The sequence below is a fragment of the Vibrio sp. 1731 genome, from assembly GCF_033339955.1.
GTDB classification, from domain to species: Bacteria; Pseudomonadota; Gammaproteobacteria; order Enterobacterales; family Vibrionaceae; genus Vibrio; species Vibrio alginolyticus.
Map to the genome: position 1 here is coordinate 49,330 of NZ_JAWOVO010000023.1, position 21,915 is coordinate 71,244.

Annotated in this window: 18 protein-coding genes; 7 read left to right on the forward strand and 11 right to left on the reverse strand. The window is 45.0% G+C overall.

Features of this window, described 5'->3' with window-relative positions:
* Nucleotides 1-26: 26 nt before the first annotated feature.
* Nucleotides 27-1,298 carry a YeaH/YhbH family protein gene (locus tag R7035_RS20815; RefSeq protein WP_186584396.1) on the forward strand — a complete coding sequence of 424 codons (1,272 nt, stop codon included), beginning with the start codon at nt 27-29 and terminating at the stop codon, nt 1,296-1,298.
* An 11-nt stretch (nt 1,299-1,309) separates the two neighbouring features.
* The gene (locus R7035_RS20820) at nt 1,310-2,869 is read left to right on the forward strand and encodes a SpoVR family protein (RefSeq protein WP_005378449.1); all 1,560 of its coding nucleotides are present in this window, start codon (nt 1,310-1,312) and stop codon (nt 2,867-2,869) included.
* A gap of 79 nt (nt 2,870-2,948) precedes the next feature.
* Here R7035_RS20820 and kdsB read toward each other — a convergent pair whose 3' ends face one another.
* Genes kdsB through R7035_RS20845 form a run of 5 tightly spaced genes read right to left on the reverse strand, consistent with a single transcriptional unit; the run spans nt 2,949 to nt 8,912 of the window.
* Nucleotides 2,949-3,704: a 3-deoxy-manno-octulosonate cytidylyltransferase gene (kdsB, locus tag R7035_RS20825; protein ID WP_053349434.1), complete on the reverse strand. Its 756-nt coding sequence runs from the start codon at nt 3,702-3,704 to the stop codon at nt 2,949-2,951.
* A complete protein-coding gene (locus R7035_RS20830; RefSeq protein WP_005378451.1) occupies nt 3,704-3,883 on the reverse strand; it encodes a Trm112 family protein in 180 nt (59 codons plus the stop codon). Before R7035_RS20830 ends, kdsB begins: the two co-directional genes overlap by 1 nt.
* A complete protein-coding gene (gene lpxK / locus R7035_RS20835; protein ID WP_017820019.1) occupies nt 3,864-4,871 on the reverse strand; it encodes a tetraacyldisaccharide 4'-kinase in 1,008 nt (335 codons plus the stop codon). The genes R7035_RS20830 and lpxK overlap by 20 nt, the downstream gene beginning before the upstream one ends.
* A gap of 5 nt (nt 4,872-4,876) precedes the next feature.
* Nucleotides 4,877-6,625 (reverse strand): lipid A ABC transporter ATP-binding protein/permease MsbA, encoded by a 1,749-nt coding sequence (gene msbA, locus R7035_RS20840; RefSeq protein WP_186584398.1) that lies wholly within the window; start codon nt 6,623-6,625, stop codon nt 4,877-4,879.
* A 31-nt stretch (nt 6,626-6,656) separates the two neighbouring features.
* A complete protein-coding gene (locus tag R7035_RS20845) occupies nt 6,657-8,912 on the reverse strand; it encodes a DNA internalization-related competence protein ComEC/Rec2 (protein WP_262652175.1) in 2,256 nt (751 codons plus the stop codon).
* 8 nt (nt 8,913-8,920) lie between these two features.
* On the opposite strand from R7035_RS20845, the gene R7035_RS20850 reads away from it, so the two are divergent.
* Nucleotides 8,921-9,430 (forward strand): DUF2062 domain-containing protein, encoded by a 510-nt coding sequence (locus R7035_RS20850; RefSeq protein ID WP_005387834.1) that lies wholly within the window; start codon nt 8,921-8,923, stop codon nt 9,428-9,430.
* A gap of 148 nt (nt 9,431-9,578) precedes the next feature.
* Here the strand turns inward: R7035_RS20850 and lolE are convergent, their stop codons facing one another.
* The 3 genes from lolE to lolC are packed head-to-tail and all read right to left on the reverse strand — an operon-like array spanning nt 9,579 to nt 12,734.
* Nucleotides 9,579-10,823 carry a lipoprotein-releasing ABC transporter permease subunit LolE gene (gene lolE, locus R7035_RS20855; protein WP_033905042.1) on the reverse strand — a complete coding sequence of 415 codons (1,245 nt, stop codon included), beginning with the start codon at nt 10,821-10,823 and terminating at the stop codon, nt 9,579-9,581.
* 2 nt (nt 10,824-10,825) lie between these two features.
* A complete protein-coding gene (lolD, locus tag R7035_RS20860; protein WP_005378457.1) occupies nt 10,826-11,533 on the reverse strand; it encodes a lipoprotein-releasing ABC transporter ATP-binding protein LolD in 708 nt (235 codons plus the stop codon).
* Complete coding sequence (gene lolC, locus R7035_RS20865) at nt 11,526-12,734, reverse strand: lipoprotein-releasing ABC transporter permease subunit LolC (RefSeq protein WP_031778997.1); 1,209 nt, start codon at nt 12,732-12,734, stop codon at nt 11,526-11,528. The genes lolD and lolC overlap by 8 nt, the downstream gene beginning before the upstream one ends.
* 249 nt (nt 12,735-12,983) lie before the next feature.
* Between lolC and R7035_RS20870 the strand changes: the two genes are divergently transcribed.
* From R7035_RS20870 to R7035_RS20885, 4 genes are all read left to right on the forward strand, one after another.
* Entirely contained in the window at nt 12,984-13,553 is a 570-nt protein-coding gene (locus R7035_RS20870; protein WP_017634743.1) for a hypothetical protein, read from the forward strand.
* Between the two features lie 5 nt (nt 13,554-13,558).
* Nucleotides 13,559-17,020, forward strand: a complete 3,462-nt coding sequence (gene mfd / locus R7035_RS20875) for a transcription-repair coupling factor (protein ID WP_033905041.1) — start codon at nt 13,559-13,561, stop codon at nt 17,018-17,020.
* A 7-nt stretch (nt 17,021-17,027) separates the two neighbouring features.
* A complete protein-coding gene (locus R7035_RS20880) occupies nt 17,028-17,795 on the forward strand; it encodes a peptidoglycan binding protein CsiV (protein WP_256901031.1) in 768 nt (255 codons plus the stop codon).
* Nucleotides 17,796-17,955: 160 nt separating this feature from the next.
* Entirely contained in the window at nt 17,956-18,504 is a 549-nt protein-coding gene (locus R7035_RS20885) for a GNAT family N-acetyltransferase (RefSeq protein ID WP_005387823.1), read from the forward strand.
* A 76-nt stretch (nt 18,505-18,580) separates the two neighbouring features.
* Here R7035_RS20885 and R7035_RS20890 read toward each other — a convergent pair whose 3' ends face one another.
* The 3 genes from R7035_RS20890 to thiK form a co-directional block, all read right to left on the reverse strand.
* A complete protein-coding gene (locus tag R7035_RS20890; protein ID WP_005378463.1) occupies nt 18,581-19,870 on the reverse strand; it encodes an NAD(P)/FAD-dependent oxidoreductase in 1,290 nt (429 codons plus the stop codon).
* Nucleotides 19,871-20,403: 533 nt separating this feature from the next.
* The gene (ycfP, locus tag R7035_RS20895) at nt 20,404-20,946 is read right to left on the reverse strand and encodes an alpha/beta hydrolase YcfP (RefSeq protein ID WP_005378464.1); all 543 of its coding nucleotides are present in this window, start codon (nt 20,944-20,946) and stop codon (nt 20,404-20,406) included.
* 75 nt (nt 20,947-21,021) lie between these two features.
* On the reverse strand, nt 21,022-21,903 hold the full coding sequence (thiK, locus tag R7035_RS20900; RefSeq protein ID WP_149191934.1) for a thiamine kinase: 882 nt from the start codon (nt 21,901-21,903) through the stop codon (nt 21,022-21,024).
* Between the last annotated feature and the right edge of the window lie 12 nt (nt 21,904-21,915).

Here is a 21,915-nt window from a genome sequence, read left to right on the forward strand (position 1 = left end):
TTGTGAAACATGAAGAGGGCTATTTCATGGCGCAATTTATAGACCGAAGGCTCAATGGCAAGAACAAGAGCGCTGTTAATCGACAGCGCTTCTTGAAGCGCCACAAAGAGCAAATAAAAGAGTCGGTAGCAGACGCAGTGAATCGACGCTCGATTACGAATACGGAAACGGGCGAAGACGTCTCTATCCCTCACAAAGACATCAATGAGCCTATATTTCATCAAGGCAAAGGTGGTGTTCGCGAACGAGTTCATCCCGGTAACGATCAATTTATTGCTGGTGATAAAATTGAGCGTCCCAAAGGTGGCGGTCAGGGTAGCGGCTCAGGAGAAGGGAACGCCAGTCCAGATGGAGAAGGCCAAGACGAATTTGTATTCCAAATATCAAAAGATGAGTACCTCGATATTTTGTTCGAAGATCTCGAGCTGCCTAATCTAGAAAAAAACCAAATTGCCAAAATCACTGAATGGAAAACACACCGTGCAGGCTTTCAAACTGCCGGTATCCCTTCCAATATCGCCGTAGTACGTTCTCTGCAACAATCTCTTGCGCGCCGTACTGCAATGACTGCCGGTAAGAAACGACTTCTTAAAGAGTTAGAAGACGAACTTGCTCGCATCAAAAATATTGAACCTGCTCAGCAGTTTGAAGAGAACCGCTTGAAGGCTGAAATTGAAGAACTGCGCAAGAAAATCGAAAGCGTGCCGTTCATCGATACCTTCGACTTACGCTTCAAGAACTATGAGAAACGCCCGGTACCATCGAGCCAAGCGGTCATGTTCTGTCTAATGGACGTATCCGGTTCGATGGATCAGGCAACGAAAGACATCGCAAAACGCTTCTATGTTCTTTTGTACTTGTTCTTAACTCGTACCTACGAGAATGTCGAAGTCGTCTTTATCCGCCACCATACCCAAGCGAAGGAAGTGGACGAGCACGAATTTTTCTACTCACAAGAAACCGGGGGCACCATTGTATCTAGCGCACTCAAGTTAATGGATGAAATAGTAAAAGAGCGATACCCGATTGGTCAGTGGAACATATATGCAGCTCAAGCATCCGACGGTGACAACTGGGCAGATGATTCGCCAAGGTGCCGGGATCTATTAGTGAACAAATTACTTCCAAACTGTCAGTACTACTCTTACATAGAGATCACACGGCGCTCGCACCAAACTCTATGGCATGAGTACGAAAAACTCACTGAAGAGTTTCCTAATTTCGCAATGAAAAACATTCGCTCTGTGGAGGATATTTTCCCAGTCTTTCGTGAACTATTCCAAAAAGAAACGGCGTAAGGAGGCTAGCGATGAATACCGCAACGAGAAACCTCTCAGGAGAGGCGCCTAAGAAGCGTAACAGTAAAGTGTTGCCAGATGGACCAGATTGGACATTTGAGCTGTTAGAGCGATACCACAAAGAAATTAAGCGTGTCGCGGAGCATTATCGCCTAGACACTTACCCTAACCAAATAGAAGTGATTACTTCAGAACAGATGATGGATGCCTACTCAAGTATCGGCATGCCAATCAATTACAATCACTGGTCATTTGGTAAAAAATTCATCCAAACAGAGCAGAACTATAAACATGGTCAAATGGGGCTAGCCTACGAGATTGTGATTAACTCCGACCCTTGTATTGCTTATTTGATGGAAGAAAATACGGTAACAATGCAAGCACTCGTTATAGCGCACGCGTGTTACGGCCATAACTCTTTTTTCAAAGGTAATTACCTATTCCAAACGTGGACTGACGCCAGTTCTATTATCGACTATCTGCTGTTCGCCAAAAAGTACTTAGCCGAATGTGAAGAACGATATGGCGTAAAAGAAGTGGAAAAGCTTCTCGACTCTTGTCACGCGTTAATGAACTTTGGTGTAGACCGCTACAAGCGTCCAGAGAAAATCTCAATTACAGAGGAAAAAGCAAGACAAGAAGAACGCGAAGCATACCTACAATCTCAAGTTAATGAGCTTTGGCGCACGGTACCAACAGCCAAGACGAAAGAGGAAGACATTAAAGAGCGATTCCCAAGCGAGCCTCAGGAAAATTTGCTCTACTTCTTCGAAAAACATGCTCCGTTGTTAGAGCCATGGCAACGTGAAGTTGTTCGGATCGTCCGTAAGATCAGTCAGTATTTTTATCCGCAAAAACAAACGCAAGTCATGAATGAGGGCTGGGCAACGTTCTGGCACTACACCATACTCAACCATCTTTATGATGAGGGCTTGGTGTCTGAAAAGTTCATTCTAGAGTTCTTACATAGCCACACCAGTGTCGTGGCTCAGCCGCCTTATAACAGTCCTTACTTTAATGGCATTAACCCCTACGCGTTAGGCTTTGCCATGTTCCGAGATATTAAGCGTATCTGTGAAGAACCAACTGATGAGGACAAGGAGTGGTTTCCAGACTTGGCAGGAACCGACTGGTTAGATGCAGTGCATTTCGCGATGCATAATTTCAAAGATGAAAGCTTTATTAGCCAATACCTTTCTCCGAAATTAATGCGTGATTTCAAGTTGTTTGCGATCAACGATGATGATCATAAGAACTTTATTGAAGTCGCTGCGATACACGATGAGATGGGTTATAAACGCATTAGAGAAACCCTAGCCGCTCAGTATAACTTATCTAATCTTGAGCCAAACATTCAGGTGTTTAATGTCGATGTCCGTGGTGATCGCTCGCTTACGTTGCAGTACGTTCCTCACAACCGCATCCCACTTGATGATAGTTACGAAGAAGTTCTAAAGCACGTGTATCGATTATGGGGCTTTGATGTCATTCTCCAAGAAGTGAAAGACACCGGTCACCGAGAGGTGTTAGCGACCTGCCCTAAACGGAACCAATACGACACTAACATTTAACTAATACCGCGATACAAGTAAAACAAAAAGGCTCCTAATTCAGGAGCCTTGTTTATTCTTAAATCTATATGAGCATTTGTTACGCTTGCTTTGCAACAATCGCGCGCACGGCTTCTAGATCTTCGGGCGTATCAACGCCTGCTGCTGGTGCTTCTTTCGCTACCGCCACATGAATTTTTTCACCGTACCAAAGCACTCGCAGTTGCTCAAGACACTCAATCTGCTCTAATGCACTTGGTGCCCAGTTGACATACGTATTAATGAAACCAGCTCGATAAGCATAAATACCAATATGACGCATTAATGGGTTGGCAATGGTTTTGTCTTGTTTAGCAAAGTTATCGCGATCCCAGGGGATGGTTGCTCGACTAAAGTACATCGCATAGCCTTGCTCATCTGCGACAACTTTAACAGCGTTCGGGTTGAACACTTCCTCTTCCGAGTCTATTTCTACAGCTAACGTCGCCATCGGGGCTTCACACCCAGATAAGTTATCAGCAACCTGACGAATGATGGACGGCGGAATCAAAGGCTCATCCCCTTGCACATTAACAATAATGTGGTCTGACGGAATAGCCATCTTTTCAACAACTTCGGCAAGACGCTCCGTACCTGATTCGTGGTGGGGAGAGGTCATACAAACTTTACCACCAAATGACGAAACCGCTTTCGCAACACGCTCGTCATCAGTTGCAACGATGACATCTTCCGCACCCGCTTGTAGCGCTTGTTCATAAACCCACTGAACCATAGGCTTACCACCAATATCCGCTAGCGGTTTACCAGGCAAACGGCTCGATGCGTAGCGCGAAGGGATGACAACCGTAAAAGACATTAGCGTCCCTCATCCATGCTCATAGTGCGAGCTTCAGGCTCTAGCAGAACTGGAATACCCTCTTTGATCGGGTAAGCAAGGCGATCCAATTTGCAGATCAACTCTTGATTATCTTTATCGTACGTCAGCTTACCTTTGCAAACAGGGCAAGCTACAATCTCAAGTAGACGGTGATCCATAAGCCGCTTTAACCTCTTTTATTCTATTTAAAATTTGCTCTGCATCGTTTGATTCAAACTGGGCAGATACAGGCAGATACCACCAATTATCTTGCGCATAATGGCTGCACTTGACGGCATCTTTCTCGGTCATAACCACATTGGTCCCTTGTTGAGCCAATGCTTCTAATTCTTGTTGATCAAAGTCTTGATGGTCAGCAAAACCTTTTGTGACTTTAACATCTGCGTTCATCGAGTTTAGTGTATGAAAAAACCGCGGAGGATGCCCAATGCCCGCAAATGCGACGAGATCTTTCAACTCCGAGACATCCACATGTTGCTTAGTCTTAAGATTAATAGCTTTAGAGGGTGCTAAAGCCATTGCGATTTCGCCCGTATGCGCTTGACCGCCATTGGTGATGATAAAGTCGACTTCTTTAAGTCGCTCAATACCTTCACGTAAAGGACCTAATGGAATCAGGCTTTCATTCCCAAACCGGCGATTCCCATCCACAATCACTAACTCAATATCACGGCCTAACGCATAATGTTGTAATCCATCATCCGTAATTATGATATCCACATCCAAATCTAGCAGTGCTTTCACTGCATTTGAACGCACAGGATCTACCGCAACAGGTGCTCCTGTACGGCGATGAATCAACTTAGGTTCATCGCCACAATGCTTCGCTGGCGTATCTTCTTTTAGCACTAACGGATAGGCAGGAGCCTTTGCCCCATAACCACGAGAAACAACCCCCGGCTTAAAGCCCATTTGCTGTAGTTGCTCAACAAGCCACACAACAACTGGTGTTTTACCATTGCCACCAGCAGTGATATTGCCAACCACAACAACAGGTATTGGCGCATTATAAGCTTGCTTGCGGCCAGTTTGGTATTGCTTTCGCTTTGACTTGCTTATCGTTCCAAATAATAAACTCAGTGGCCACAAAAGCGGCCACAAGAGGTATTTTATTGGATGGTTTTCAAACCAGATTTTTTCAATCACCGCGCTTATTCACCAAACTGAATACGGTGCAATTGTGCATACGCACCATTTTTCTTAATAAGCTCAGCGTGGTTGCCACGTTCAATGATGGCACCATCATCAACCACAAGAATTTCATCGGCTTTCTCGATTGTGGATAAGCGGTGCGCTATTACAAGTACCGTTTTATCTTTTTGCAGCTCATCAAGTGCAGCTTGAATAGCTCGCTCGGATTCGGTATCCAAAGCCGAAGTTGCCTCATCAAGAATCAGCACTGGAGCATCACGCAATAGAGCTCGCGCAATCGCAACACGTTGGCGTTGACCACCAGACAAGCTAGCACCATTTTCACCAATCATGGTATCAAGTCCATCATCCATTTTGCTGATGAACTCCATCGCATGCGCGAGTGTTGCCGCTTTCTCGATATCACTGCGCTCATATTGGCCATCCGTTGCGTACGCAATATTGTTTGCTATCGTGTCATTAAACAAATGAACATTTTGCGATACTAGTGCAAATTGCTGGCGTAAATTCTTTAGCTCGTAATCACGAATATCATGCCCATCTAATGTGATAGATCCACTGTCAACATCATAGAAGCGGTTGAACAAGTTCGCGATGGTACTTTTACCTGAGCCAGAACGGCCAACTAGCGCCACCGTTTTTCCTCTTGGAATATCGAAGCTGACATTTTCCAATGCTGGTTTTTCTGCACCAGTGTAAGTAAAGCTTACGTTTTTAACTGAAACATCGCCATTTGCGCGTTCAACTGTCAACTTACCTTCGTTTTTCTCAGGCTCGAGGTCAATTAACGCGAAGAGCGTTTGGCTCGCGGCCATACCACGTTGGAACTGAGAAGTAACGTTAGTCAGCGCTTTAAGTGGGCGCATCAGACCAAACATTGCAGAGAAGACAACAGTAAATGTACCTGGAGTCAGTTGCTCTTTAATCGAATCAATACTTGCTAAATAAAGAACGGCAACAATTGCAAGTGATGCAATCATTTGGATGATAGGGTTAGCCGCCGCTTGAGCCGTCACCAACTTCATGCTTTGTTGACGCATTTGGTTGCTGACTTTTTCAAATCGTTTACGTTCGATGTCTTGGCCGCCATAGCTCAACACAACTTTATGGCCTTTCAGCATCTGCTCTGCTGATGCAGTTACGTTACCCATCATGGTCTGCATATTTTTGGATATTTTTCTAAAACGTTTAGAAACAACACCAATACCCCATGCTACAACGGGAGCAACAGCAAACAGCACTAGCGACAACTGCCAGCTGTTGTAAAACATCAAAACTAACAGACCAATGATACTTGCGCCTTCACGGACAATGCTCACCAACGCTTGGCTAGTTGCCGCTGACACTTGCTCTGAGTCGTAGGTTATACGCGACAATAAATTGCCCGTCTTTTCCTTATCAAAGTAAGACACTGGCATATGCATAAAGTGATTGAACACCATGCGACGGACTTGCATAACTACGTTGCCAGATACCCAGCTCAAACAGTAGGTGGAGACAAATCCACTTATGCCACGGATGAACATCATGGCAAAAATAATCAATGGAAGCGTGCGTAAAAAATCAGATTCAGCGTTCCCAAAACCTTCATCGAGTAGTGGTTTTAGCAGGGAAATCATATAGGTATCTGATATGGCATTAATAACTAATGCAATGACTGCAACGACAAGACCTGACTTATAAAGGCGAATAAATTGCCATAGACGCTTAAACGTCTGCCAAGTCGTTTCATCAGTATTTATCGACATAGAAGTGCTTTATTTTCTTACATTAAGACTCTCATTCTACTCCCTTACGCAGCATCTGCCTATACCAAGGCTCAAATGTATCGCTACGTTTGGTTTCTGAGCGCCAATTATCACGGTGAATAAGGAAGCTTACCTGACCACCCTCACCAGTATCAAGCCAAGTAATGCCAAGCTTTCGGTATGAAGCAACGACATTTTCCGCTGGCATTCCCCATCGATTGTTTTTTGCTAAAGAAGCAACCGCCACACTCGGGCTCACCGCCTCGATAAATCGAGGATTCGATGAACTTTTACTCCCGTGGTGAGGGACTAGCATCACATCGCTTTGTAACTTTCCGGGTTCTCTAAGCAAAATCCACTCGCTAATGGCCTCAATATCACCAGTAAAAAGCATACTAAAGTTAGAAATAGGGTCAGTAAGTCGTAATACACAGGAGTGCGGATTATACGCACGTTGAACAAGTGCAGGAGGCCAGAGCACTTCCATCTTTAATCCTTGCCATTTCCATTGGTCGCCTCTAGTGCAAGGTTCATATCCGATAAAGAATTGACTACTAAGTTTACGCTGTGGAGAAAAGGCATCTTCAATGAAAAAGCGGCCGCCTGCGTGATCATTATCGGAATGGCTTAGAATCAGTGTATCTATGCTTTCATAACCTCGTTGATGCAAAACCGGAGTGACGACCTGCTCTGCGATACTGCCACTTTGCCATGCTTTACCAGTGTCATACAGCAACACCTTGTCGTCTTTTTCTACAACCACTGCAAGGCCATGACCTACATCTAATACATCGATACGCCAATGCGGTTCATACTCCGCTGCAAACTTGATACTAATAACGATGCCGAGTAACAAATACCACGCGTACTGAGACATGAACCGTTGAAATATTAAGCAAACCACTATCACCATAACCAGCATTGTCATTTCCATGCTAATGGGTTGCCAAGAACCTACTGCGTACTGTATTGACGTGCTCAATGGCTGTAATGACCAGTCCACCAAATGCCACAGAGGCTTCGCTATCATTTCAAGAAACAAAGATGAGAACAGGGCTAGAAACATCAAAGGTACAACGATAAATCCGAACCAAGGAATAAATACCAAGTTGTAGGCTATTGAGGACAAACTAAAACCGGAGAAGAAATGGCCACTAACAGGTACGATTAAAGCGCTCAACATCAATTGAGTAAGCAATAACGCTTTTAATCGCGCTTTCCAACCTCCCCTTTGATGTCGAATCAAATTAATTGCGAACAATACCGCACAAACGGAGAGGTACGATAACCAAAAGCTCATACTGTAGGATGCAAAAGGTTGGACAAGCAGTTGTAGAGATACTGCAAGCAAAAGAACTCGCCAAGAAGTCCAGTGCACCAGAGTATACTTCAGGAGAACGTAAACAACGCATACCGACACTGCTCGCGTAGTAGGCAGAGAGAAATCCGCTAACCAAGCGTAGGCAACAGCGAAGATCAGCCCATATAAGCTAGGTAACAACTGGTATTGGGGTAATAGATAACGAACGGTACCGCCCACGACTAGCCCAAAAGTAAACGCCATACCAATATGTAAACCAGAAATGGAGACCAAATGCAGTAAACCACTGTCCCTGAGCGCTTGCCAATCTTCCTTAGACAACCAAGAACGGTCAGCAAAAACTAACGCACTTATTAACGAGAAATGATGAAGGGAAGACACATCATCAGCGACATCGGCAATAATGGATTGACGCAGAGATACATTAGAACGAACAATCCACTTAGCATCTTTGTTAACAACCGCTCGGGCGATAATATTTTTACCCATCGCGTGCTTTTCAGCATCAAAGCCAGCTTCGTTGCGTAGACCTGTAATCGGCTTTAACGAGATGGATGTCGTAAACTCACTGTTAACATCGAGTGGAAAAGGCGTAATAAGACGGATTTTAGGTTTAAGAAAAGGTAACAGAGTTTGAGAATTTACCGCTTCTATAGCGACAATACCTTCATAACCGTGACTTATTTGCGTAAAAGGGCTGTCAACTTTACCAATTATGGTAATATTCTCCCCTGCTTGAAAAAGGGCTTGTCTCTGAGACTCCAATACATTGCCGTGGACGATGACAACCATAAAGCCCGCAATTGCGCCTATGCTAATTAAGCCACGACGTAATTTGATTATTGAGCCAGTGGTTATTATTCCCAGCAGCAACCAACGCCAATCTGGTATTGTCGGCCACCAAGCTGACGAGATTACGCTCGCTACAAATAACGCCAAGGTCCAACTTTTTTCTGAGAGAGTCATGCTGTCCTATGCCTAGAAAGCTGATAAAACGCTTCATGCCAGATCATGAATTGATCAAACGCCAAAAAGCATTGAAGGTCTTCGGCAATGTGTTGTACAACCCAAACTTGTGGTGCTTAAACCGCCGCTCGGCATCAGGGGCTTTTGCTGTCGGGTTATTTATGGCTTTTGTTCCGCTGCCGAGCCAAATGATCATGGCCGCTGGTTTGGCCATTATGTTGGGTGTCAATCTGCCCCTCTCCGTCGCTTTGGTATGGATCAGCAATCCTATCACTATGCCTGTGCTATTTTACTTTGCGTACAAGCTAGGTGCTCTAGTGATGCGTCTTCCCCCGCAACCTTTTCACTTTGAACTATCGTGGGAATTCATCATGCAGCAAATGAGCACCATTGGACCTCCATTTCTATTGGGCTGCGCAATTTGTGGGGTTGTATCCGCGATTATTGGCTACTTCGGAATTCGAGGGCTTTGGCGCTACTCGGTGGTACGGAGCTGGCAAAAACGCAAAATAAGATAAGACCTTACTGCGTAAAAATCAGCATTTGAGCTATCAGTTGAGGGGCATCTAACAGTTAGAATGAAACGCGATGTTACTCAAGTCGGATAAATACAAAAAAGGACCGAATTCGGTCCTTTTTGTTTTTCGCATATTGTAAAATAATCAGCTATTTAGAACTCAGTACAGCCGCCGGATTCAACCTTGCGGCACGAGAAGCAGGATACCACGTCGCAAGTAAACTAAGCACTATCGCCGTCACTGACACCAATGCGACATCTGGCCAGTGTAGTTGTGATGGTAAGAAGTCAACAAAGTAAATATCACCCGATAAAAACTGATGACCGATTAAGCTCTCTAGCCCTTTAATTAACGGAGTCAGGTTTAACGCTACTAAGACACCGATAACACTGCCGACGAGACTACCAAATACACCAGAGAATACACCTTGCCAAACAAAGATCCGTTTGATTAGGCTATCTTTTGCTCCCATTGTTCGCAAAATTGCAATTTCCGCCGCTCGGTCTTTCACTGCCATCATCAACGTAGACACAATATTAAAACATGCCACGCCAATCACCAGTACCATCACCAAGTACATAATGGTGCGCACGAGCTGAATATCGCGATACAAAAAACCAAACTTTTGCTGCCAGCTTTTCAAATACACGTAAACATCAACCATGCTACCAACCTCGCGAACAATAGAAGGCGCATTGAGAACATCGTCCGTTTTTAGTGAGATGCCAGTGACCCCTTCCCCTAACCTCGCGTATTGCTGAGCATCCGCTAATGGTACTAACGCTAGAGAGTGGTCGATTTGGCCATTCAACGTTAAGAACCCTGACACTTTCACGCGCACACGCTTAGGAGCCTGCACTTTATTTGCGCCGCCTGTTTGCGGAATCATCAACGTAACGTAATCCCCCACGGCGACATTTAGCTCGTTTGCTACACCTCGGCCTAAGATCACTTGCTGCTGACCAGCATAAAAGTTTTGCCAAGCAGCTTGGTCAATAAAATTCGACAAGCTCGACACCGCTTGCTCGAAAGTAGGCTCTACACCACGAACTTCTATCGCTTTTAGCTTACTGCCTTTTTCTGCCAAACCCGTAAAACGAACATACGGTGCTGCCGCAACAACATGTTCATGTTTTAGAGCTTGATTCATCGTTTTGGTGTAGTCCTGAAGTGGTCCATTAACACCTTCTAACTCGCCGTGTGGGATCACAGACAACACACGCGATTGCAGCTCGCGCTCAAAGCCATTCATTGCAGACAAACCGATAATGATCACAGCAACGCCAACCGCAATACCAATAGTCGAAGAAAGCGATATGAAAGACACCATCTTGTTGCGCTTTTTCGCTCGACTGAAGCGACCACCAATCATCAAAGCTAAAGAGGTAAACAAAACTAGCCCTCCGCAGATGCTGTATCAGTCACAAAACGATCTACGAGCAAACCATCTTGCATGTGCATTTGACGATCCATTTTTGCTGCCAGCTCTTTGTCATGCGTGACAACCAAAAATGCAATGTTTGACTCTTTATTGAGCTCGCGCATCAAATCATAGATAGACAGTGCCGTATTGTGATCTAAGTTCCCCGTAGGTTCATCAGCCAAGACCAGATCAGGTTTATTCACCAATGCACGCGCAATCGCAACACGCTGACGCTCACCGCCCGATAACTCGGAGGGTCTATGTTGCATCCGATGACTCAAACCAACTTTATCTAACAGCGCTTTAGCCGCCTGTTTTGCATCCGCTACTTTAGCACCGCCAATCATCAGTGGCATCGCCACATTTTCAAGCGCAGTAAAGTCAGCCAACAAGTGATGAAACTGGTATACAAAACCAAGGTGCTTGTTGCGTAATGCCGCCTGTTTGTTCGAGCTCAAAGCTGATAGGTTTTGCCCTAGAAAATCAACTTCACCATGAGTTGCGTCATCTAACGCACCTAAAATATGCAATAAGGTACTTTTTCCCGAACCAGAAGAGCCAACAATAGAAACCAACTCCCCTTTGTCGATATCGAAACTTACGCCTTTCAACACTTCCGTATCTAACGAACCCTCTCGGTAGACTTTACGAATATCACGACATTCTAATAGCTTATTCATAGCGAAGTGCCTCAGCAGGTTTAACAGAAGATGCTCGATAAGAAGGATAAAGCGTAGCAGCAAGGCTAAGAGCAATCGCCAATACCACCACTAAAAGAATTTGCAGTGAATCAATCAAGATGGGTAGATGACCACCAAAGCTGAATAGCGCCACACCAGCAGATTCAAGAATCGCATTTAGATTAAGTGACAAGATCACGCCCGCAGCGCCACCAACAATCGCGCCAATTACACCACTGCTTGCACCTTGCACCATGAAAATGGTCATCACTTGAGATTGAGTCATGCCTTGAGTTTTCAATATTGCAACTTCTGATTGCTTCTCCATTACCACCATGATTAAAGCGGAGATAATATTGAATGCAGCGACACCCACAATTAGACCTAGCATAAGTCCCATCATGTTCTTTTCCATTTTCACCGCTTGGAAAAGCTCACCACGCTGTTCGCGCCAATCACTCCATTCCCATCCATCAGGCATGGGTTGGTCAGCAAAATCCGTTACCATAAATGGGTCAGAGAAAAAGACACGCCAACCAGAAACCGTGTCTTTAGGGAAACGCATCAGCTTAGATGCATCCGTCATGTTCACAATCATTAATTGACCATCAACGTCCGATCCCGTATTGAAAATGCCTGAGACAGTAAAGTTTCGCTGGCTAGGAATACGGCCAAGTGGGGTAAACTGCGTTGCGTTGGTCACCATCAAGCGCACTTTATCCCCGATTGAGACCTTTAGTGAACGCGCCAAACTGTGACCCAAAAATACATTGTAGTCACCTGCTTGAAGTGACGATAATCGTCCGGCAATCAAATGGTTGCTAATCGGATCGCCTTTCTTAGGTTCAATACCGATGAGGTAACCAGCCGTCAGCTGTGCAGAACTCTGAATAACAGCCTCTCCTCTAACGATAGGCTCCGGCTGAGATTCACTCGACATCGCTTGAACAAATGGAGGGGCAGACTCGGTCATAGGCGTTTTTCCATCGTGTTGCGAAACCACGGCATGAGGTAGCACACCTAAAATGCGTTCTTTTAACTGCGATTCAAACCCGTTCATCACAGAAAGAACCGTCACCAACGCCATTACACCGATCGTAATACCCGCCGTCGACATATAAGAAACAAATCGGCTGAACCTATCTCCAGAGCGTCCCCGAAGATACCTTAAGCCAATAAACAATGAGATAGGATGATACATATAAGACAAACCAACTGGTTGTTTTGATATAAAGCTTTAGCGGATTATCTTACCTTACTCTTCTCATTAAGAAGACAAGAGAATCGCTAAATTTGTCAACGACATGCAATAAGTCTGTATTTAGGGCAAAAAGTTCAAGGACAAATCGGCTAAACTTGATAACTTCATTCAGTTAGCGATAATCAGTGCCCTATTTCTCTTTGTTTGTTGAGTGAGCAAGGAGCGCTCACTGGCAAAAGGATCGACTATATGACAGAGCAAGAATACTTTACCGTCCATCATAACCTCACCATCAACGTCGAAACGTTGAGTGCGGACTTTGCTTTGCCAGATGAAGAAACATTTGCCTCCGAAATTCCAGCACCATTTATTGTCGCCAGTGAATTTAGTCACTTAGATATGTTGGCAGACAACGCGCGTCTAGAGCTGAAAAACAAAGAGTTAAAGCATGTGATCAACTTGCTTGATACGCAAAACGCGAAACTTAACCTCTTGTTGAGCTTTATGCTTTCACAACAAGATGACGCCTCCATTCGATATCAAACGACGCAGTTTGGTGCTAGTCAACTCAGTTTCCGCTCAGATACAGCGTTAACTACTCAACAACTCGTTCGTGTTAAACTGTTCCTCGATCACCCTGCTGCGGCGATTTACTGTTACGCTCAAGTAGAAGAATGTGATGCTTCAGAGCAAGATTTCATTATCACGCTTAGATACAAGATGCTCCGAGAATCTGATCAAGATTTACTGATAAAGGCGGCACTGTATCAACAACAAAAACTTTTACGTCAGCGCTCGATGGAGCGAGATAAAAAATAATTCCTATGACAAAAGCAACGATTCTTTCCGTCACAAACCCTTCAGAGCGTGGCGACAAAAAACAGCTAGGTAATTTGCCGGGCGCAGCTCTACCTCTAGCCATTGCAGAGCTGGCCAAGCAGCATTCGAGTCACTCGCTACTCGTTGTGCCTGACCCGCAAATCGCTTTAAAGCTTCAGGCAGAGATTGAGCAATTCACCGACCAAACGGTAAGCCTGTTCCCCGACTGGGAAACGCTGCCTTACGATAACTTTTCTCCGCATCAAGAAATCATCTCTGAACGTATCGCACGCCTATACCAACTGCCAAGTCAACGTGATGGCATAACCATCGTCCCGGTCAGTACAGTATTGCAACGCCAATCGCCACGTGATTTTCTGTTGCAACACACTTTAATGGTGAAAACTGGTGATCGGCTCTCGCTAGAGAAGTTACGTGTACAACTTGAAAATTCAGGCTACCGCCATGTAGATCAAGTATTTGGACCAGGTGAATATGCAAGTCGTGGGTCTATTCTGGATCTCTTTCCTATGGGCAGCAATGACCCGTACCGCATCGACTTCTTTGATGATGAAATAGATACCATTCGCACGTTTGATCCAGAGAACCAACGCTCTATCGACGATATTCAGCAAATCCAATTGCTGCCTGCACATGAGTTCCCAACCACTAAAGAAGCGATTGAAGATTTCCGTACACGTTGGCGCACCCAGTTCGACGCACGCCGCGAGCCTGAATCAATCTACATGCAAGTGACCAAAGGCACGTGGCCCGCTGGTATTGAGTATTGGCAGCCGCTGTTTTTTGACCATACCGAGACTTTATTTGAATATTTGCCAGAAGACTCTCAAGTCATCACATATGGTGATATCGAATCTGCGGTCGATACTTTCTTAACCGATGTCGAATATCGATACGACCAGAAAAAAGTTGATCCGTTGCGTCCTCTTTTGACTCCTGAACAGCTTTGGTTGAAAAAAGACGAACTTTTCAGTCAACTAAAACAGCTCCCTATCGCTCAATTGAGCCTAGATAAAGTGGTTAAGCGTGCCGGTCGTCAAAACCTACCCGTACAATCGTTAGCCGAGCTTGGCGTTCAGCAACAAAATAAAGAGCCGCTCTCGCGCCTTCGTCAGTTTAGTGAGCAATTCAGCGGAAAAATCGTTTTCTCGGTAGAGTCAGAAGGTCGTCGTGAAGCACTAACGGAGCTGTTGCAAGGCATCAAAGTTCGGCCAGTCGTACATGGCTCACTTTACCAAGCTCTAGACTCGGGTGATCGATTCAGCTTGATCTTAGGCGCAGCAGAGCATGGTTTCATTCACGAAGAGCTGAACTTCGCTCTGATCTGCGAAAGTGATCTACTCGGTGACCGTGTTATCCAGCGACGCCGCAAAGATAAAAAAGCTGTCAACAGTGACACCGTTATTCGCCATCTTGCGGAACTAAAACCCGGTCAACCTGTGGTTCATATTGATCACGGTATTGGCCGCTACATCGGTTTACAAACACTTGAAGCCGGTGGTATGAAAACGGAATACGTCACTCTTGAGTATCAAAACGATGCCAAGCTCTACGTGCCAGTTTCATCACTGAATCTTATCAGCCGTTATTCTGGCGGCGCTGAAGAGAGTGCGCCACTGCATAAATTAGGTGGTGAAGCGTGGGCAAAAGCACGTCGTAAAGCGGCAGAAAAAGTGCGTGATGTCGCGGCAGAATTGCTGGATGTGTATGCTAAACGAGAATTAAAACCTGGCTTCAAATTTGAGCTAGATCGTGGGCAATACGCAACATTTAAAGCAACATTCCCGTTTGAAGAAACAGATGACCAAGCGATGGCCATCAATGCCGTCTTGTCAGACATGTGCCAGGCAAAAGCGATGGATCGCTTAGTGTGTGGTGACGTGGGCTTTGGTAAAACGGAAGTCGCTATGCGCGCAGCATTTGTCGCAACGGATAACAGTAAACAGGTCGCCGTACTCGTACCAACAACCTTGCTTGCTCAGCAGCATTTCGAAAACTTCCGTGACCGTTTTGCCAACTTACCAATCCGAGTTGAAGTACTGTCTCGTTTTAAATCTGCCAAAGAACAAAAAGTCATTCTGCAAGACGTTGCCGATGGTAAAGTCGATATTGTCGTTGGTACGCATAAGCTGCTTTCGAGCGACATTAAATTCAAAGATTTAGGTTTGTTGATCGTTGATGAGGAACACCGCTTTGGGGTTCGTCAAAAAGAAAAAGTCAAAGCAATGCGTGCGGATGTGGACATTCTTACCCTCACCGCAACACCAATTCCACGCACACTGAATATGGCAATGAGTGGCATGCGAGACCTGTCGATCATCGCGACACCTCCTGCACGTCGTTTAGCCATTAAAACCTTTGTTCGACAAAAAGAAGAGCCAGTGGTCCGTGAAGCGGTACTGCGTGAAATTATGCGTGGTGGTCAGGTTTACTTCCTGCACAATCAGGTTGAAACCATTGAAAAAACGGCAGAAGACTTACAGAAACTCATCCCAGAGGCACGCATTACCGTGGCTCATGGTCAAATGCGCGAGCGCGAACTTGAGCGAATCATGAATGACTTCTACCATCAGCGCTTTAATGTGTTGGTGTGTACAACCATCATCGAAACCGGTATCGACGTACCAACGGCGAATACCATAATCATGGATCGTGCGGACAATCTTGGCTTGGCGCAGTTGCATCAATTACGTGGCCGTGTTGGACGTTCGCACCATCAAGCCTATGCTTACTTATTAACGCCACATCCAAAAGCCATGACCAAAGATGCCATCAAGCGTCTTGATGCGATTGCTTCACTGGAAGACTTAGGTGCTGGCTTTACGTTAGCAACCCACGATTTAGAAATCCGTGGTGCTGGTGAGCTGCTTGGTGATGAGCAAAGTGGGCAAATTCAATCCGTTGGTTTTACACTTTATATGGAAATGCTGGAACAAGCAGTGCAAGCATTAAAAGAAGGCAAGGAGCCATCTTTGGATGAGCTGCTTCGTGAGCAAACTGAAGTGGAAATGCGAATCCCAGCGCTCTTACCAGATGATTACATTCCGGATGTAAACACACGACTGTCGATGTACAAACGCATTGCGAGTGTCACAAGCAGTGATGAACTATCAGAGCTAAAAGTGGAACTGATTGATCGCTTTGGTCTGCTTCCAGACGCAACAAAGAACTTACTTGCCGTCTCAGAATTGAAAATTTCGGCTGGTAGTTTAAAAGCGAAAAAGATAGAAGCCCATGATAAAGGTGGATTTATCGAGTTTTACCCTGATGCTGACATAAATCCAGCGTATTTAGTTAAACTGCTGCAATCACAGCCGCAAAAATTTGCAATGGAAGGTCCAACTAAGTTCAAGTTTAGCGTACCATTGGTGGACCGACGTAAACGCATTCAGTTTGTTCAAGACTTACTGAATGATTTTAAACAGAATTTATTACCAACGAGCTAATAGTCGAATGAGAATACTGATCCCGTTATTGCTTCTATGTGTCTCAATGCCCTCTTGGGCACAGCGCCAATTTGATATTGAAGTGATCATTTTCAAGCGAGCAGTCGACGCTGAAAGCACAACAGAATCTTGGCCGAATCAACTGCCAAAAATCGATATGGAAAATGTCGGTAGCCTAGAGAGTGAATCCTACCGCCGCTCTAAAGGCGTGACGCTTTTGCCAAGTTCTTCTTTCCGTCTCAACGCGCAAGAAGCGGCACTAAATAATCATGCCGGCTTTAAAGTGCTTAAACACGTAGCCTGGCGTCAAGGTGACCGAGGTAAATCTAGCGCCCCAATTTTCCGCATCGTTGGCGGGCGAGATTTCTCTGATTCTTATCAAGCAGATGGCCGCCCAATCAATGGCAATCAAACATTTTCCAGCGACGGTTACAGTGAAGAGACGGTCAATGGTCCTTTATATGAACTAGATGGTCGATTCCAAATATACGTACAGCATTACCTCTTCGCCGAAACAACACTAGATCTGCGCGAACCAAGTGTTAGAGAGGTGCGTTTTGAACCAATCTCAACAGAGCAATTGGCGGATGACTTAGGTGAAGTAGATGGTAACGTCCAAGTCGGTAACTTGGCAGAAATATCGCCGACAGTAACCGAAGAGAAATTCCTGAAGAGTTATCGAATGGATCAAAAGCGTCGTATGCGTAGCAGCGAGACTCATTACCTAGATAACCCGTTGATGGGTATGATCATTCAAGTTCGTCGGGTTCGATAAGCACGAGCAGTTCGACAAAGCGCAGCAAAGCTGCGCTTTGTTTTTATCTGCTATACCTCAGTTATTCCTAACCAACGCAGAGCAAGGAAAATAGCTGCGTTCAAGTATAAATAGACAACTTTCAATTTACTTACACTCAACATGGAAGTCGTATTAGTTCATGAGTCCAGACTTTGAAATCATTGCGCCCCGCTTAGCGCTCAAGCTCATCCCTGCTGAAGAAGCACATTCACTACAACGATTACTTGCAGAATCCCCTTCGCTGCACCAATGGCTTGACTGGTGTGATAAAAACGTCACATTGAAAACCGCGCAGGACTTTCTGTTGGCAACCCGTCTTAACTGGGTCAAAACTGAGGCTTTTGGTTTCGGTATCTATGAGCGGCAAAGTAACACTTTGGTTGGAATGGCAGCGGTTAATGAGTTATATCATACGTTTAATATGGCGAGTATTGGTTACTGGGTTGCCGACCGCTATCAACGGCAAGGCTATGCCCAAGAAGCCGTTAAAGCCTTAGCAGAATTCTGCTTCGCAAAGCTAAGTTTAACTCGACTAGAGATTGTTTGTGACCCCGACAACGAAGCTAGCCAAGCCTTAATTGAGTCCGTCGGTGCGCAAAAAGAAGCCATCGCCAGAAACCGGTTTATTTTTCAGGGTAAGCCTAAAGATGGCGTTGTGTTCTCACTTTTACCGACAGATCTAACATAAACAAAAAGCCACCGACTTGCGGTGGCTTCTGCATTTTTTAAGATACAACACATCCACATAGAGTGGATTTAAAACCTTAGTGCAGCTTAAGGTTTGGACGCAGCACGCGATTAATGCGACCGACGAGCATCATCAGACCGGTTTTGAATACACCGTGCAACGCCATTAGGTGCATGCGATACAACGAGATGTAAACGACACGAGCAATACGGCCTTCTACCATCATCGACCCTTTAGTTAGGTTCCCCATCAGACTACCAACGGTTGAGAAGCGACTTAGAGACACTAATGAACCGTGATCTTTATATACATAGTCTTTCAACTCGCGCCCGTTGATCTTCGCGACGATGTTACTAAATGCCTGGCTTGCCATTTGGTGTGCAGCTTGAGCGCGTGGCGGCACGAACGAACCGTCAGACTGGGTGCATTGTGCTAAGTCACCAATAACAAAGATGTCATCATCTCGTGTTGTCTGTAGTGTGTTTTTCACTACAAGCTGATTGATACGGTTCGTTTCTAAGCCAGCGATATCTTTAATAAAGTCTGGAGCTTTGATACCCGCAGCCCAAACCATGATTTGAGCTGGGATCTTCTCACCATCTTTTGTAGTAAGGCCATCTTTTTCAGCTTTAGTCACCATAGTGGCGGTGCGCACGTTTACGCCCAACTTCACCAACTCTTGATGAGCAGCAGAAGAAATACGTGGAGGTAACGCTGGTAAAATACGCTCACCTGCTTCAATCAGATTGACGTTCAACTTGCTAGAATCAAGATCACCGAAGCCATAAGTGCGCAGCTCTTTAACAGCATTATGTAACTCAGCTGATAGTTCAACGCCAGTTGCACCAGCACCAACAATCGCAATATCGACCGTACCGTTACCGTTTTTCGCGTGCAGCTTTAGGAACTCGTTGTTCATTTCTGTACGGAAACGGTGTGCTTGCTCAGGGCTGTCTAGGAAAATACAGTTTTCACGAACGCCAGGCGTGTTGAAGTCGTTTGATGTCGAGCCAATCGCCATCACTAGAATGTCGTATTCTAGCTCACGGCTTGGCATAAGAAGTTCACCGTGTTCGTCTTTAAGCTCACTTAAGATGATCACTTTACGTTCACGGTCGATGTCTTGAAGGCTACCCATTTGGAAGTCGAAGCTGTGGTTTTTTGCATGAGCTCGATAGCTCAGTGCATCTACTCCTTCGTCCAAAGAACCTGTAGCAACCTCATGCAATAATGGCTTCCACAAGTGGCTCGCTTTTCGATCGACTAGCGTAATTTGCGCACGGTTTTTGCGACCTAGAGTTCGACCAAGCTTAGTTGCCAACTCAAGACCACCTGCACCGCCGCCTACAACGATAATGCGTGTCACAATGATTTTCCTCTACAAAAATGAATATATGGGGTTCAGCTCGATGCATGACTCACAAACATTTGTGGCATCCATCCAACCGATGAATTCTTGGTTCTTAGAGGTGTCTCAATTACTTGGATTAAAAAACTGCCACTCACCTTGATTCTTTATCTATCAATGACTTGTCAGGGTTTGGCATGTTTATCTGGTACGCATACGACGCCAGAATTTTTTGGGCAAGTTTATTACTCGCTCTCAATTTTTTTTGATATTTATCAAATTATTTTAGTCCGGTTCATTATATAGAGACCAACTTTGAAGGCAACCAAAATCCGTGTAACGAGTACGGATTGACTACTTTTCGACTACTCTACAACAAGGTGTTCGTGCTACATAGGAGGGAAGTAAGAAAACGGTAAGGAGAACACAATATTCAAAGCGTTAAACCAAGAAAATGTGCCTTTCAAAGAGACAGTGGCTCGGCATACTCAAGAGAAGGAATCGCAGCAAAGCAGCCGATAAAAACGCCGCTTTACTGTCTACACTCAACATTAATAAGTATTTTTAAATGCCTTTATCGCTTGTAAATGATGAGAGATTTTTTTGAACTTATGAGACTGAGTTTCATCCCAAATGATTTGATAGTGTTTTTCTAGCTCAGCTGCCGTTTTCGAATTGTCATGCACTTCATCATCTTTAGAGAGAATCACTAAGCAGTGAGCTTGATTTTTCGCTCGGAACTGATCAACACATTTTGTTGCGATATCTTCGTACTCTTCTGGACGATCGATTCGACCAGCCATCGTTTTTTCTGGGTGCAAGTTCGGGTTGAACATCACTTGCTTGATACCGCATAGAAAACCAATTCGCTCAGACCAGTAACCACCTAAACCAACCCCGCAGATTAACGGGTTTGGGTCATCAGATTGATCGATAACTTTAGACACTTCTTTTAACAAGTGTTGCATGTCGTGCTTTGGGTGAAGGGTGCTGTAATTGATAAAACGAACGTCGTCGTCGATAAATTGCAGTTGAAGAACTTTTTCGTGGTTACCCGGGCTTGTACTGTCAAAGCCGTGTAAGTAAATAATCATGTGTACCTCTCCCTGTGTGTATCTGGTACTTTTATTAAAACTACCACTATTTCCTTACTGTTAAAGGGGAAAATATCACGAGTTCTCAAAACAGTGATCTTCCATACACAATGAGCCTTTCAACTCATACGCACTGTTTAAGTATTGTTCATCTCCCCACAATTTATAGGCAAGTAGATACCAGAGCATCGCCATCACCAAGGTTCTTGGTTGCCAAGCTTTTACACCTCTCAGCCAAAGAGACACATCTTCGACACCTCGAATTTGGCAATACTGCTTTACCGCTTCTTCCACAGGCGAATTCGCGACCTGAATAGTTAAGGTCAAATCAAGCCTAGGGTCAGCAATCCCGGCATACTCCCAATCAATGACTTTCACCCCATTCTCTCCTCGCACTAGGTTGTAACACCCCAGATCGAAGTGACATAGGGCCAGCGGAACAGGTGCAACGTTCGGTTCCGTGCGCCACTTCATGTACAAAGCCTCAAACTCCGTCCCCACATACTGACCACCAAGCTCAAGCCAATAATGATCGATGCGAGAAATATATGAAAATGGAACCAAAGGAATTGCGCTTATCGGATATTGATGAATCTTCGCCGCAATGGATAATAAATTGCTTAGTGCTAAGCCTGACTCCGTCAGAGCCTCTCCTTCTATCCATTCCACCAGCAACCCTTGCTCATGAATAAAAACTGGCTTGGGGCCAATTTCCAATGAAGAGACTGCATTCAGCACTTGATATTCACTGTGACGAGAAATTGAAAAAGCCTTGCAGACATGACTGGTCGGTCGCCAGATGTATGCAAGGCCTTGAGAAGATTCCAACCGCCAACAACGGTTGGTGAGCCCCCCGGTAACAGTTTGTACTTTTACCGGAGGCTCCGTAAAGAAGCCATCGAGAGCGTTAAGACTCGGATCTAACTGTTTTGCTTGTTGCCAAGAAAACCATGCCATTGATGACTTCTC

Excerpts from the sequence above, each read along its gene's own strand:
- msbA (WP_186584398.1), bottom strand. The coding sequence starts at position 6,625 with ATGTCGATAAATACTGATGAAACGACTTGGCAGACGTTTAAGCGTCTA.
- R7035_RS20830 (WP_005378451.1), bottom strand. The coding sequence starts at position 3,883 with ATGGATCACCGTCTACTTGAGATTGTAGCTTGCCCTGTTTGCAAAGGT.
- lolD (WP_005378457.1), bottom strand. The coding sequence starts at position 11,533 with ATGAATAAGCTATTAGAATGTCGTGATATTCGTAAAGTCTACCGAGAG.
- R7035_RS20815 (WP_186584396.1), top strand. The coding sequence starts at position 27 with ATGGCGCAATTTATAGACCGAAGGCTCAATGGCAAGAACAAGAGCGCT.
- R7035_RS20880 (WP_256901031.1), top strand. The coding sequence starts at position 17,028 with ATGAGAATACTGATCCCGTTATTGCTTCTATGTGTCTCAATGCCCTCT.
- R7035_RS20870 (WP_017634743.1), top strand. The coding sequence starts at position 12,984 with ATGACAGAGCAAGAATACTTTACCGTCCATCATAACCTCACCATCAAC.
- thiK (WP_149191934.1), bottom strand. The coding sequence starts at position 21,903 with ATGGCATGGTTTTCTTGGCAACAAGCAAAACAGTTAGATCCGAGTCTT.
- mfd (WP_033905041.1), top strand. The coding sequence starts at position 13,559 with ATGACAAAAGCAACGATTCTTTCCGTCACAAACCCTTCAGAGCGTGGC.
- R7035_RS20820 (WP_005378449.1), top strand. The coding sequence starts at position 1,310 with ATGAATACCGCAACGAGAAACCTCTCAGGAGAGGCGCCTAAGAAGCGT.
- R7035_RS20885 (WP_005387823.1), top strand. The coding sequence starts at position 17,956 with ATGAGTCCAGACTTTGAAATCATTGCGCCCCGCTTAGCGCTCAAGCTC.
- R7035_RS20845 (WP_262652175.1), bottom strand. The coding sequence starts at position 8,912 with ATGACTCTCTCAGAAAAAAGTTGGACCTTGGCGTTATTTGTAGCGAGC.
- ycfP (WP_005378464.1), bottom strand. The coding sequence starts at position 20,946 with ATGATTATTTACTTACACGGCTTTGACAGTACAAGCCCGGGTAACCAC.
- lolC (WP_031778997.1), bottom strand. The coding sequence starts at position 12,734 with ATGTATCATCCTATCTCATTGTTTATTGGCTTAAGGTATCTTCGGGGA.
- kdsB (WP_053349434.1), bottom strand. The coding sequence starts at position 3,704 with ATGTCTTTTACGGTTGTCATCCCTTCGCGCTACGCATCGAGCCGTTTG.
- R7035_RS20850 (WP_005387834.1), top strand. The coding sequence starts at position 8,921 with ATGCCTAGAAAGCTGATAAAACGCTTCATGCCAGATCATGAATTGATC.